At 57.4% G+C, this 13,033-nt stretch carries 15 protein-coding genes; 12 read left to right on the top strand and 3 right to left on the bottom strand.

Features of this window, described 5'->3' with window-relative positions; translation table 11 throughout:
- Positions 1-335: 335 nt before the first annotated feature.
- Positions 336-1,385, top strand: coding sequence for an alpha/beta fold hydrolase (locus GDN47_RS30845; RefSeq protein WP_152094939.1), 1,050 nt, complete (start codon positions 336-338; stop codon positions 1,383-1,385).
- A 58-nt stretch (positions 1,386-1,443) separates the two neighbouring features.
- Here the strand turns inward: GDN47_RS30845 and GDN47_RS30840 are convergent, their stop codons facing one another.
- Positions 1,444-1,935 carry a YybH family protein gene (locus GDN47_RS30840; RefSeq protein ID WP_152094938.1) on the bottom strand — a complete coding sequence of 164 codons (492 nt, stop codon included), beginning with the start codon at positions 1,933-1,935 and terminating at the stop codon, positions 1,444-1,446.
- Between the two features lie 627 nt (positions 1,936-2,562).
- On the opposite strand from GDN47_RS30840, the gene GDN47_RS30835 reads away from it, so the two are divergent.
- Both GDN47_RS30835 and GDN47_RS30830 read left to right on the top strand, forming a co-directional pair.
- Positions 2,563-3,264 (top strand): response regulator transcription factor, encoded by a 702-nt coding sequence (locus GDN47_RS30835; RefSeq protein WP_152094937.1) that lies wholly within the window; start codon positions 2,563-2,565, stop codon positions 3,262-3,264.
- Between the two features lie 111 nt (positions 3,265-3,375).
- Positions 3,376-3,666, top strand: a complete 291-nt coding sequence (locus GDN47_RS30830; RefSeq protein WP_152094936.1) for a DUF1330 domain-containing protein — start codon at positions 3,376-3,378, stop codon at positions 3,664-3,666.
- 51 nt (positions 3,667-3,717) lie between these two features.
- Here GDN47_RS30830 and GDN47_RS30825 read toward each other — a convergent pair whose 3' ends face one another.
- The gene (locus tag GDN47_RS30825) at positions 3,718-4,803 is read right to left on the bottom strand and encodes an NAD(P)H-dependent flavin oxidoreductase (protein WP_152094935.1); all 1,086 of its coding nucleotides are present in this window, start codon (positions 4,801-4,803) and stop codon (positions 3,718-3,720) included.
- Positions 4,804-5,060: 257 nt separating this feature from the next.
- Between GDN47_RS30825 and GDN47_RS30820 the strand changes: the two genes are divergently transcribed.
- The 9 genes from GDN47_RS30820 (at position 5,061) to GDN47_RS30780 (ending at position 12,796) form a co-directional block, all read left to right on the top strand.
- On the top strand, positions 5,061-5,786 hold the full coding sequence (locus GDN47_RS30820; RefSeq protein WP_152094934.1) for an SDR family NAD(P)-dependent oxidoreductase: 726 nt from the start codon (positions 5,061-5,063) through the stop codon (positions 5,784-5,786).
- The gene (locus GDN47_RS30815; RefSeq protein ID WP_152094933.1) at positions 5,780-6,253 is read left to right on the top strand and encodes a RidA family protein; all 474 of its coding nucleotides are present in this window, start codon (positions 5,780-5,782) and stop codon (positions 6,251-6,253) included. The genes GDN47_RS30820 and GDN47_RS30815 overlap by 7 nt, the downstream gene beginning before the upstream one ends.
- A gap of 33 nt (positions 6,254-6,286) precedes the next feature.
- Entirely contained in the window at positions 6,287-7,279 is a 993-nt protein-coding gene (locus tag GDN47_RS30810) for an enoyl-CoA hydratase/isomerase family protein (RefSeq protein WP_152094932.1), read from the top strand.
- Positions 7,280-7,326: 47 nt separating this feature from the next.
- The gene (locus tag GDN47_RS30805; protein ID WP_210386783.1) at positions 7,327-8,388 is read left to right on the top strand and encodes an alpha/beta fold hydrolase; all 1,062 of its coding nucleotides are present in this window, start codon (positions 7,327-7,329) and stop codon (positions 8,386-8,388) included.
- 37 nt (positions 8,389-8,425) lie between these two features.
- The gene (locus GDN47_RS30800; protein WP_152094931.1) at positions 8,426-9,382 is read left to right on the top strand and encodes an AEC family transporter; all 957 of its coding nucleotides are present in this window, start codon (positions 8,426-8,428) and stop codon (positions 9,380-9,382) included.
- Between the two features lie 43 nt (positions 9,383-9,425).
- On the top strand, positions 9,426-10,229 hold the full coding sequence (locus GDN47_RS30795) for an SDR family oxidoreductase (RefSeq protein ID WP_152094930.1): 804 nt from the start codon (positions 9,426-9,428) through the stop codon (positions 10,227-10,229).
- Between the two features lie 78 nt (positions 10,230-10,307).
- Positions 10,308-11,150: a haloacid dehalogenase type II gene (locus tag GDN47_RS30790; protein WP_152094929.1), complete on the top strand. Its 843-nt coding sequence runs from the start codon at positions 10,308-10,310 to the stop codon at positions 11,148-11,150.
- A 463-nt stretch (positions 11,151-11,613) separates the two neighbouring features.
- Complete coding sequence (locus GDN47_RS30785) at positions 11,614-12,285, top strand: VOC family protein (protein WP_152094928.1); 672 nt, start codon at positions 11,614-11,616, stop codon at positions 12,283-12,285.
- Positions 12,286-12,412: 127 nt separating this feature from the next.
- On the top strand, positions 12,413-12,796 hold the full coding sequence (locus tag GDN47_RS30780; protein ID WP_152094927.1) for a response regulator transcription factor: 384 nt from the start codon (positions 12,413-12,415) through the stop codon (positions 12,794-12,796).
- Here GDN47_RS30780 and GDN47_RS30775 read toward each other — a convergent pair.
- A complete protein-coding gene (locus GDN47_RS30775; RefSeq protein ID WP_069613475.1) occupies positions 12,793-13,032 on the bottom strand; it encodes a tautomerase family protein in 240 nt (79 codons plus the stop codon). The two genes, GDN47_RS30780 and GDN47_RS30775, sit on opposite strands and share 4 nt — an antisense overlap.
- Position 13,033 lies beyond the last annotated feature (1 nt).

Here is a 13,033-nt window from a genome sequence, read left to right as displayed (position 1 = left end):
CGTGGCCCGTCCGGCCAAGCCGATCCCGAGGTATCGCCCGGCAATACCTTAGTTCACTTACGCATGGAGGCTGCCGGCTTTAGGGTATTAACAGTCTTTCGGCGCTTGCCGGAGACTAGACGAAGAAGCACTAGAAGTACTCCGGCGCTCCTCCCCTCCGCCGGACATAGCGGACGATCCTCCCAAGGTCCGCTTGGCCGTCTCCCTCCGCCGGGGACGGCCCTTCGCGTTCGAGAGTGGATCAGATCTCAAGTCGGAGCGAGCGGCGATGAAAATATGAACGCACTTGGCGTCGGCGCCTGGCCATTTCCACTTTTCATCGGTAGGAGCGATCAATGTCGAATATTCAAATTGGAAGCCTTACTCGACGCTCGTTCGGCAGCGTTGCGCTAGGATTCACGGCCGCTGGCGTTTTGGGTGAACGGTCCGAGGCAGCGAACCAGCAGGGCGATAGTCGGCGTGACACTCGCCGTGGATCAAAGCTGAACGCGAATAAAACTGTCGATGCCGGCGATCTTCGCGTGTCCTATGCCGATCTTGGACCAGCCGACGGGAGGCCGGTCGTTCTGTTTCATGGCTGGCCGTACGACATAAACAGCTTCGCAGATGCTGCTCCTATGCTCGCAGATCGTGGATACCGAGTTGTCGTGCCGTTCCTACGCGGGTACGGTGGCACGCAGTTCCTGTCGAGCAAGACCAAGCGAAATGGGCAGCAATCTGCGCTTGCCGTGGATGCAGTCAAATTGCTCGACGCACTCGGAATTGTGAGCGCGACCCTGGCTGGGTTCGACTGGGGCGCCCGCACCGTGGACATCGTCGCCGCTCTTTGGCCGGAGCGATGCCGGTCAATTGTTTCGGTCAGCGGCTATCTTATTGGCAACCAGAAAGCAGGAAAAATGCCGCTTCCTCCCTCGGCCGAGCTTCAGTGGTGGTATCAGTACTATTTTGCAACTGACCGAGGACAGGAAGGTTACGCAAAATACACTGCCGACTTCGCGAAGCTCATATGGAAGCTCGCGTCACCAGCCTGGACCTTTGATGACGAAACGTTCGAACGGAGTGCCGCTTCATTTACGAACCCTGACCATGTCCAGATCGTGGTTCACAACTATCGTTGGCGACTTGGACTTTCCGCTGGAGAGAAGCGGTTTGATAAGTATGAAGCGAAGCTGGCTGAGACGCCTGACATCCAGGTTCCGGCGATCACGCTGGATGGCGACGCCAACGGCGCGCCTCACCCGGGCCCGGCAACTTATGGGCCGAAGTTCAAAGCCCAGTACGAGCACCGTCTGATTTCCGGTGGCATCGGGCACAATCTTCCACAAGAGGCGCCCGACGCCTTCGTTGCGGCAGTCGTCGACGCGGACGCATGGGCAGAAAGGTAGTTATACAGTGCTGCCCCGTAACTACTCTCTTTCAAGGCACAGAATACATACTGCTCTTTCATCCACCTAGGTCAACTTTATCGTTTCCGTCCCCGAATATGAGGCGGCGATATTCCGAAAGCATAACTGGGTCCTCAATGGATCCGTGATGATGCAGTAGCCGCCAAACGCCCTCTTTTCGCACAAACCATCGCGATGTCCGTATCGCCAAGTCGATGCGCTCTTCTGATGTTTTGCATTCTCCTCGTTCGCGCCCAACGAAAAGATGCCAGTCCTGTCCGCCTTGGCTCGTGAAATCATGAAACGTCACATTGACCTCCGCTTGGCCGTTGAACAGCTTCGTGTAGCCTTCAGCGATCGAACTCCAGCCCCGACGAATGCCGCCGATTGGATTGTCCATGCTCGGATCATGTCCGGCTAGCCAAACGCTTTCCAGCCCTGCGAGATCCTTTCCATTGAAGGACCGGTAGAATTCGATAAGCGCATCCAGCGGTCCTCCGTCGCCGGCTTTTGGCTCGTTTCCGTCTATTTCGACAAGGTGCCATTGCATTGCATGTCCTCTTTGGTGAAGCATCTTCGACAAAGCTTGCGGCTGTAGGAGGAGAACCATGTAAAAAAAATCAAAGCTTATCCATAACACGAAGGTGTATCGCCTTGCGGACTATTCCGTGACCTACCAACACCATCGTACAATTGAAGCAGAGCAGAACTGGGCGATAGTGCCTGGGGACCGACTGTTTGGGAGCGCGGCTCCCAAGATTCAACCGCGATACAGTTTCAATTGGGGGAACAATGATCGTTCGAGAAATAGCGCCAGTCCCTGCGACACAAGTTGGCAGGAAGCCGATTGTCAAGCTGGCGAACGCGAACTGGGTGTATGATGCGCGCGGCGTTTACAGTTACTGCCAGGCACATGGTCTATCGATGCGGAAATTGACAGCCTTTGTGATCAAGTGTTCACCGGGATTGCGTGTTAAGCGCCACGCAATCCCTCGTTGCTTGCTTGGCTTTGGGCATGAGTCCTCAGCGCTCTTTCTCGCCGACAAGCAAAGCCGCATTCCCCGGATCGACTTACAATTCGCTCGCAAATACTCTAAAATATCGGTAGCTTTCTACCGTCTTGCCGTCCGGTTTTTCGCCGTTGAAGGAGCGAAGCCGACTTCGAGGAGTACTTGAAGTGTACAGCTTGAGTTCCGCAAGCCAAGAGCGCGCACGTCCTCGTCTCAACGCCCCCTCGGGCAAGGCGGTCGTGGTCGTTATCGACGATGATGTATCGGTTCGGGAATCGCTCGAACTTCTAATTGCATCGGCGGGGTGGCAACCTGCCACCTATTCATCCGCCAAAGATTTCCTGGACAGTTATCCGGCCGAGCCGCCAAGTTGTCTTGTACTTGATGTCAATCTGCCGGGCCTTACTGGTTTAGAGTTACAAGGAATGCTCAGCTCGCACGGTCGCCGCGTTCCGATAATATTCGTCACTGGTTTCGGCGACGTCCCGATGACAGTACGTGCCATGAAAGCAGGGGCAGTTGAATTCCTTACCAAACCGATCGACACTACGGCACTTCTTGCTGCTATCGGTAGCGCCGTAGAGCAAAACGTTGCTCGTGTGCGCGAAGACGAGGAGATCAGCCGCGTTAAAGCTCGTTATCAAACCCTGAGTCAGCGGGAGCGAGAGGTGCTGACATGCGTCGTGAAAGGACTACTGAACAAGCAGGCTGCCTTTCAATTGGGGATAAGTGAAATCACGGTGAAAGCGCATCGCGGCCAGATGATGCGGAAGATGGGCGCTCGATCTGTCCCGGATCTCGTGCATATGGCAACGCTACTTGATGGGCCAGACGACGCTGGCCCGAGAAACGCCGACGAGATTCTTTAATCGAAGCACGCTGATCATTTTAGACCGGCTTCTGACGTAAACTGGGGCTCCAATCGACGCCAGGGTCAAATCGAAGGCTTTCATAGCTCTCGAAATAGGATCGGATCAAGTATGGCAAAGGCTTATTGGATAGCTACATATCGTTCCATTACCAACCCTGATGCCCTCGCGGCCTACGCGAAGCTCAGTGGCCCGGCGATTGAGGCGGGCGGAGGTCGGGTTCTCGCTCGGGGTATGCCTGCTCTCGTTTACGAAGCCGGTATTCATCAGCGAACGGTCCTGATCGAATTCGAAAGCGTCGAGGCAGCTCAGGCTGCCCATGACAGCCCGGCCTATCAGGAAGCACTGGCTCTGATAACTGGCGCTGCCGAACGAGATATAAGGATCATCCAGGCTCAATGAGAAGATGCTGTTCGACTTTCGAGACGCGGTAGTTGGGGTACGCCAGCCGTTTCAACGAAAGGAGAACTTCGCGATTACCGCAAGCGCCTCCTCAGATAGCCGCCGCGTCAATTCTTCTGATCCAAGCCGGGGAGACAGCCTGGCGGACTGACCAGCCCACAAGTTTGTAAAATGATCTTTGCCAACGGCTTCGGCCGAGGCCTTCAGCGGCGCTAATGCCAAGGCTGCGGTCGGGAAGGCGGGAGCTATCTCAGAAAGCGGTCCAAGTTCTTTCATCAAGCGATTGATCACCCCGCGGGCGGGACGTCCGGTCATCACGTTTGTAACAGCCGTATTGTCATCGCCAGCAGCCTCGACTGCGGTCAGGTGGACTTTAGGGATCTTCGCTTCCGGCGTGAACAGGTATGCCGTTCCAACCTGGACCGCGCTGGCACCGAGCATCATGGCCGCCGCAACGCCTCGCCCGTCGGCAATCCCTCCTGCGGCGATCACCGGTACATCGACGGCATCTACCACTTGGGGCACGAGAGCCATCGTCCCAACCTGGGTGGCCATGTCGTGGGTAAGAAAGTTGCCCCGGTGGCCTCCCGCCTCGTAGCCCATCGCGATCACGGCGTCCACGCCGTTGTCCTCCAACCAAACCGCCTCAGCTACGGTAGTGGCGGACGAGATCACCTTGGAGCCGGCTGCCTTGACCCGCCTGATCAGAAGCTGGTCAGGCAGACCGAAGTGGAAGCTGACTATCTCCGGTCTAAACTCCTCCACGGCTTCGCAAAAGGTACTGTCAAATGGAGCTCGTCCTCCAGCCGCGATAGGGACCGCCGGGTCCAATCCTGCTTCAACGTAATAAGGCGCCAGCGCAGCTCGCCAACGCATCTGAGCAGTAGGATTCGCTGGCGGCGACACGTGAGCAAAGAAGTTCGCGTTGACAGGTGCCTTTGTTGCTAAGCGAAACTGCCGGAATGCCTCTCTCAACTGCTCAACGGATAAAAGCGCACTCGGAATAGAGCCTAATCCCCCAGCGCGGGCTGCCGCGATAGCCATCTCAACGGTCGTAGCGCCAGCCATTGGTGCCTGAATGACCGGGAGCTCAATTCCAAACAGATCGAGTGCTCGTCTATTCGGCCATGCGTTCATCGTCCAGCTCCGTTCGGGCGTACTCGCATTTTCCTAGGTCTGAATCGGTGCAGCGTCTATTGCACTAAGGTATCCGCCCTTACCAATGCGAAGGTATCGGGGACACCTTGGTACAATAGCTCCACGAGCCGTCCGGGGAGAAGATGGTGGCGAGCCAGCAGAGAGCCGCCCCTCTGGAGAGTTGTCAGAACAATTGAGAGCACTGCCTTGAAACATGCAGAGGCATGCGTTGAGGCATGCCATAAACGGAGGCCTGAATGAGCGTACACAAGACCGTGGTGGTGACAGGCGCCTCTCAAGGTATTGGCGCAGGAATCGTAAAAACGTTTCTTGAACGAGGTTACAACGTAGTCGCTACGTCGAGACACATCAGCGAGACTAAGCTTTTTGATCGAGCCGGTCGTCTTGAGCTCGTAGATGGCGACGTCTCGGATCCATTAACGGCGGAGCGGGCTGCGCTGACCGCGATCGAGCAATTCGGTTCAATCGACGCGCTAGTGAACAACGCGGGCGTCTTCTTCACCAAGCCCTTTCTGGATTACACGATCGACGATTTCCACAAGTTGTCGGCCACAAACGTCGAAGGTTTCATACATTTCACAAAGCATGCGGTCCGGCAGATGCTCCGGCAAAAATCCGGCGGGAGCATCGTGTCTATTACGGCTTCGCTTGCCGATCATCCGATCGCAGGGGTGACTGCATCGCTGCCGATGATCACCAAAGGCGGGCTCAACTCCATCACGAAGAGCCTCGCGCTCGAATTTGCGATGGACAACATCCGAGTGAATGCCGTGTCACCCGGCGTCGTTGACACGCCACTGCTTGCCTCACAGCAGAAGGATTTCCTTCGAACGCTATCGCCGATGGGCCTCGTGACGGACGTCCAGGAAATCGTCGATGCTGTCGTCTACCTCACGGAATCTTCAAACATCACTGGGGAGGTGCTGCACGTGGACAGCGGCGCACATATTGGAAGATGGTGAACCCGAGCATCGAAGCCCGCATACGGGAGATGGCAATCACGCTCCCGCCAACGCCGACGCCTTTCGGAACATACTCGGAAGCCGTCATGTCGGGGGCACTGCTGTTCCTCAGCGGAATGCTGCCCGTCGTCGGCCACGAGCCGATTTATTTGGGCCGAGTTGGATCGGAGCTATCCGTCAGAGAAGGATACGACGCTGCGCGAATTGCCTGCATGAACGGCATATCGGCCGCGAGGGCATATCTCGGTTCGCTCGACTACATCAAACGCATAGCGAAGCTCGGTGTCTACATCGCGGCGCCAGAGGATTTTCGGGACCACCCGAAGGTCGCTGACGGAGCATCTGATCTGCTCATGGAACTGTTCGGCCAGGCGCTGGTGCCTCCCCGCGTTGTTCTGGGCGTCTCTAGTATCCCGCTTGGAATGCCGATCGAGGTCGAGCTCGTCTTCGAAATCGACATGCAATGAAGCCATTACAAAAATCCCCAAATGGAGTTTCCTATGAACAAGAGATCAGCAAATTCGACGAACCTCGTGGCTGTATCCTCGAAGTTCCTGACTGCGGCGGCACTATTGATGCTTCCGGCTTTGGCATTGTCCGGTCAGTCGTCAAGCCCAGTGAAAAAGGAGACAACCACAACCAGTGGCAATGGTGTTACACGGTCGGAGAAGGCGGAAATCAGGGTCGAGAAGAGATCGCCCGCATACTGGAGGGTCACGTTCGACAACCCGCCATTTAACATCTTCGGGCCGGAGACCATCCCCCAGATGGAGAAGGTCGTGGCCGCCATCGAGAACGATCCCGACCTGAGAGTGGTGGTTTTCGACAGTTCGGTACCAGGTTTTTTCCTGACCCACTACGATTTCGTCCCCCCGCTCTCGGAATCGACCGAGCTGCCTTCGGGCAGAACTGGTCTTCATCCCCTCCCCGACATGCTGGTCCGCATCAGCAAAGCGCCTGTGGTCTCCATCGCGTTAATCCGAGGCCGTGCCACAGGTGTTGGTAGCGAGTTGGCCCTAGCCAGCGACATGAGGTTCGCCAGCAGAGAGAAAGCAATCCTCTCGCAATGGGAGGTGGGAGCAGCGCTTGTACCGGGCGGAGGGCCGATGGCCCGGCTTCCCCGTCTAATGGGACGCGGCAGAGCTCTTGAGGTCTTGCTTGGTTCGGACGACATCGATGGAGAGCTCGCCGAGAAGTACGGATATGTGAACCGATCACTTCCTGACAGTCAGCTAGACGCATTCGTAGACGGGCTCGCTGAGAGGATCTCAGGGTTTGATCGCGATGCCATCGCAGACACGAAACGGCTCGTGGACTACGCAAGCCTTCCAACGGACCCCGAGATCGGCGCCGGATGGGATGCCTTCATATCGTCGGTTAAGCGGCCGGCGGCCAAGGCCAAAATTGGAAAACTCATGAACATGGGACTTCAATCCAAAGCCGACGTGGAAGCGAAGCTAGGTCAATACACGGGGACTTTGGCCAACCGATAGATCTGCGGCGTCTTTGACCTGCTTGCCCGGTGTTTTAGGAGCTAGAGATGCAAGGTATCCACCGTAATATGTTCGACGCGCCCGATGTTCGGCTGCACTATGTCACCTCAGGCCAACCGAGAGGACAGGACGACAGCCGCACTCTGGTACTGATCCACGGATGGCCGCAAACCTGGTGGGAGTGGCGCCACGTAATCGCTCCGCTTCGCGATGATGGTTGGCTCGTTGTCGCGCCCTACTACCGAGGTGCGGGCGGATCGTCCAAGCCCGAGGGTGGCTATGACAAGCAGACGATAGCCACAGATATCAAAGGCTTGCTCGGCCACTTAGGGGTATCCAAACCGATTACTCTTGTGTGTCATGACCTCGGTATGCAGGTGGGATTTGCTTTCGCGACGCTTTTCCCTGAGGCTGCCAAGCGCCTGGTCATGATGGTGGCGCCGCTTGCTGATACCAAGGGCATGGAAAGCGTAGCGACCACGAGATTCAGCCAGTCGAAGCTCTGGCACTTTCATCTTCATGGTGCTGTGACACTGGCGCTGGCTGTCTTCCGCGGCTTTTCCCGGAATAAGGTCGTCCCGTACTGGATCGCTCAGGTCGTCGGTGCGTTCATCGGCGCCGCCGTCGTCTATGTGCTCTATTCGGCGGTCATCGATCATTACACGGCTGCGCAGCATCTCGCTCGGAGCGAAGGTGGAGCCTCCGGAGTGTTTTTTACATCGCCGGGGCTCGCTGTCATGCCGGCGATGGCCTTGGTCAATGAAATCATCATCACCGGGATCCTGGTATCCGGCATCTTCGCGGTCACGGATGAATTTAACACGATCGCGCCTCGTGCGAATTTCGGAGCGATCGTCATCGGGCTGATCGTGGCGTCCGCGGGTTATCTCGGGGGTTGGGCGATCAACCCGGCGCGCGACTTCGGCCCGAGGTTCTTCGCATCGCTGGCGAGCTGGGACCAGGCCGCGCTGCCCGGAAACCTGAACTACCGGTGGGTGCCGATGGTAGGTCCAACGATCGGCGGCCTGCTAGGAGGCGGGGCACAACACCTTCTCATCCGACCGTTCGATCCCCGCGAGAAGAAAAAGTCCCTGGAATCAGCACGATGATAAAGCGCCCCTCCTTCTACCGAGATGGCGGTCTGAGATGATCACGGTCCTATCGCTAGCACTCGCGCCGACGTTCTTCGTCATGCTGCTGGGCTACGTTGCCGGCAAAACCGGGAGCATCAACAACAAGCATGTGACCGAACTGAACATCGTCGTGATGAACTACTGTCTTCCATCGTCCCTCTTCGTCGCCACTGCATCAACCCAGTGGCGCGACCTGGTGGCCCAATGGCCGGTCCTGCTCTCCTTGGGAACCGTGATGATGGGCATATACCTGCTGTGGTACGGCTATCAGCGCGGCCCCCGCGGGATGAATTCGAGCGAGGCTGCTCTTCAGGCGCTCGCGGTTGGCCAGCCGAACTTTGCAGCAGCAGCCTTCCCAGTGATCACGGCCCTCTTCGGGGCGGATCACCTTTCGACGGTAGCAATAGGCATCGCAGTCGGATCAACGTTGCCCTCGCCGTTGACGCTGGCGCTGCTCGAACTCGACAAACCGAAAACCGGCGCCGGTGGGGCCGGAGGGCTCACACAGATCGCCAAAGCCTGCGCGCGCGCCTTCTCCAAGCCGATCGTTCTATCCCCCGTTTTCGGCATGCTCTATTCGCTGAGCGGGCTGCATCTGCCGGACGTTGTGGCTGCATCTCTGCGCCAGATCGGTGTCGCGGCGGGTGGCATGGGTCTTCTTGTGACCGGCGTAGTTCTTTCCCAAAGCAGATTTCGTCTTTCGCTCAATACGACGATCGGCGTTGCCATCTCTAACGTGGCACAGCCAATCCTGGCGTTTCTCATATGCAGGGGCGTGGCCGCACCCGTCGAGATCACGAAGTTGTCCGTGATCATGGCCGCCCTTCCCTCCGGGTTCTTCGGCATCCTCTTCGGCAACAGCTACGACCGAATCTCCGTGGAAGCCAATTCAACCATCATCGCGAGCACGATCTGTTCGGCGCTCACGTTGGCCGTGGCGATCGGGTGGACCTACAGCTACGTCGGCTGAGGTCCTCTGGTCGTAATCAACTTCAAAAACAGGAGTACTGAAAATGCCCAAGAAAATTCTTATCACTGGCGCCGGCTCGGGTTTGGGCGCCGGAGCCGCAATCGGCCTAGCCAAAAAGGGCCACACCGTCATCGCGACAGCGGAATCATGGCCTCAGGTCACGGCGCTTCGCAATACGATCGTCGAGCAAGGTCTGACGAACATCACAGTGACGAAGCTGAACCTCTTGGATCGCTTCGATATCGCTGCCGCGGTCAAACTCGATTTCGACATTCTGGTCAACAACGCCGGCATCGGCGAAGGCGGCCCGATCGCGGAGATTCCGCTCAATCTAGTGAAGGCGAACTTCGAAGTCAATGTCTTCGCGCTGCTGGACCTGACCCAGAAGGTTGTTCGACGCTGGGTCAAGTCCAAGGTCAAGGGCAAGGTGGTGTTCATCTCGTCCATTCTCGGCGTCGTCAGCCCCGGTATGCTCGGCTCCTATTCCGCCACCAAGCACGCGTTACAGGCGATCAGCGAAGCAATGCAGGAGGAACTGAAGGAATTCGGCATCCAGGTCCAGACCATCAACCCAGGCCCCTATTTCACTGGCTTCAACGAGCGCATGGTCGAATCCGCCTATCGTTGGCTTGACGACGAGGTCAACTTCACTAGTCGGGCTTCGTATAAGGCGCAGACAGATGCGCTCATCGATAAGAACGAGATGCGTCTTGATCCGAACGATATGATCGCCAAGATGGTCGAACTCATTCCGGAGTCGACAGGCCCGTTCCGCACCATTTACCCAAAGGAAACCGCAGACTGGCACGCCGCTGCCGGGGTGGCGATGCTCAGTCGGACGATCTGACTTCGGGAACGTCTGCCGGACGTCGACGGGCGCCCGGCAGACCTGGTGCTAACACGGGAAAAAGGTTGGAGATGCGACATGAGCAACGATTCCGCGCCTCTCGACGATATCAGACCATCGCGTCGATCATTCTTATTGGGGACCTTGATTGGTGCCGCGTCGCTAGCCCTTCCCCCGCGCCGGTCCTGGGCTGCTAGTAGCGCCTATCTATCTGGCGTCAAGGCGCTTACCTTTGACATGCAGGGAACGGTTTTTGACTTTTACGACCCGATATCTGCAAAGGCGAAGGCGATCGGGGAAGGGCTGGGACTGGCGCGGGACTGGGCGGCGACGCTTGCCGGCGACTGGAGCAGTGCAGCGCATGATATCATTGTGGAGATTTCGGCGCAGAGACGTCCTTGGGTCCCCAACACCGAGGTCTATCGTGAAGCGCTTGGACCGCTGCTCGCGAAACGAGGCGTCCAGGATATTCTTACTGACAGTCATCGAGAGGAGCTGCTCTCCGTCTGGGGACAGATGATTCCTTGGCGTGACGCACAGGCCGGGCTCGCTCAACTTCGGCAAAAATACACCCTCGCCACGCTGACCAACGCTTCGATGTCGCAGATGACCGCCCTGGTGAAAGGCAACGGCCTTCCCTTTGACGAGATCCTTACAGGTGAGCTCAACAAGGCATTCAAGCCCGACCCCCGCGTCTACCGACTAGCCATAGACTACATTGGGTTCAGCGCCGATCAGCTTCTGATGGTTTCGGCCCACAAGTGGGATCTCCAGGCGTCGAGGAAGGCTGGATTTCGAACCGCCTACATTCCGCGTCCATTGGAACTCGGCCCTGGTCATGCAGCCGACACGACACCCGAGGAATTCATCGATGTGGTCGCAACCGATCTGATCGACCTCGCAAATCAGCTCGGTGCTTGACGCCGCCATCATCAGATCAAGGAAAACGCCGCCTCAAGCAGGGCGGGTTTCCTCAGATCACGCGATAGCTCCCAGGTGGCCATCAAACGACCCTCAACCGATACGTTTAGCGGGGACGCCGAGCGACAGGTTCGGCAGCAGCTTTTGTCTTGCGGTCTCATAGGCGCCCAGTCCTCCACCTCAGGAGTGACAGCAAACTGATGAGTTCGCCTTTGCCTAATCCTGCAAGAGCAGCATCGACCATTCCGCCGATAGACTGGAAGCGAGCGTTCCGATTGGCGAACTCCTCATGCAGCGAGAGCTTCCTCGCCAGCATCAACGCGTTTGTAGCGCCATAAACACCTTTGAGTTCTCCGGTGTGACGCCGCCAATGGGCCAGAGCTACACCATTGGACAATGGACACCACCCACCCAAAGGCGCAGCGTGGCGCGCAGAAACCCTAGCGGACGAGGAGAGCTCATCATGGATGACCGGAACCAACGAACGACAGTCGCACCGAAAGCAACCACCGAAATCGACATGAAACTCGAGGTCGTGGTCATCCCGGTCTCGGATGTGGATAGAGCGAAGAAATTCTACACAGGTTTGGGATGGCGTCTCGACGCAGACGTGCCCGGAGATAATGGTTTTCGCGTCGTCCAAGTCACGCCACCAGGATCTCAATGTTCGGTGATCTTTGGATCTAAGGTGACCTCAGCGGTGCCCGGTTCAGCGCAGGGCCTACATCTTATCGTATCCGACATCGAAATCGCTCAGGCGGCGCTTGCGGCCAGAGGCGCGGAAATGAGCGGCGTCTTCCACGACGCCGGCGGAGTGTTTCATCACCAAGGCAACGATGCGCGGCTGCCGGGGCCACACCCATCGAGAGCGAGCTATGGCTCCTTCGCATCATTCAGCGATCCGGACGGTAATGGCTGGCTTTTCCAGGAAGTAACCACCCGACTGCCGGGCCGCATCGAGCGGAACGGCGTAACCTTCTCCTCGGCGGCCGACCTCGCTGCAGCGCTGCGCAGAGCCGCGGCTGCGCACGGCAAGTATGAAGCGCAAAACGACGGCAATCATGAAGAGACCTGGCCTGAATGGTACGCGAGGTACACTGAGGCCGAACAGCAAGGCGGACCACTCCCCTGCTGATAACTCCTCGGACCGATACCAAGGTATAATGTATTGCGGGTTGAAGGGATCCTACGTTGAAACTGTGGCGGCCTTTTGTGGAACGAGGCTTGCGATCCTTCGGAAGGCGCGCTCAACGGAGTTGCATATGGGAGGGGTTCGCGATTTGATTTCGGTCGTTGACGACGACGTTTCGGTACGGGAGTCCCTGCCGCCACTTTTGAAGTCCTTGGGCTTTCCAGCAGAAGCCTTCGAATCGGCAGAGGCGTTTCTTCAATCGACTTCGATGCAGAAGACAGCGTGCATTGTCCTCGACATCACCATGCCCGGAATGTCAGGGCCTGATCTTTTTCGGGAGCTGGTACGGAGAGGTCTTCGTATTCCTGTTGTTTTCATCACCGCGATCCATGACGATGTGCTTCGGACTGAACTGCTCCGGGAAGGTGCCGTTGACTGCCTCTATAAGCCGTTCAGCGAAAACGATCTGGAAGAGGCAGTCACGACAGCATTGGAGAAAGGCGCTCGTTCCTAAGAAGGTTTGGCGGCGGAAAGTTGCTTTCTGTATTCTTCGACGGGGAGGCCGCCCCAGCCCCAGTTTTCAAGATCGATTTCCTCGATGACAACGAACGTTGATGCAAGCGGCTTGTTCAGGACTTCGAGCAGCACATTGCTGACGCCAGCAATGATCCGGGCCTTTTCCTCAGCCGTCACCGAGTTCGTGCCCGGCGTGTTGCCTTCTCGGGTGACTTGAATATTTACGATAGGCACG

Source organism: Martinezella dioscoreae (genome assembly GCF_009176305.1).
Taxonomy (GTDB): domain Bacteria; phylum Pseudomonadota; class Alphaproteobacteria; order Rhizobiales; family Rhizobiaceae; genus Rhizobium; species Rhizobium dioscoreae.
The sequence above is the reverse complement of the archived record's forward strand: the minus strand, read 5'-3'. Positions and strand labels throughout refer to the sequence as shown.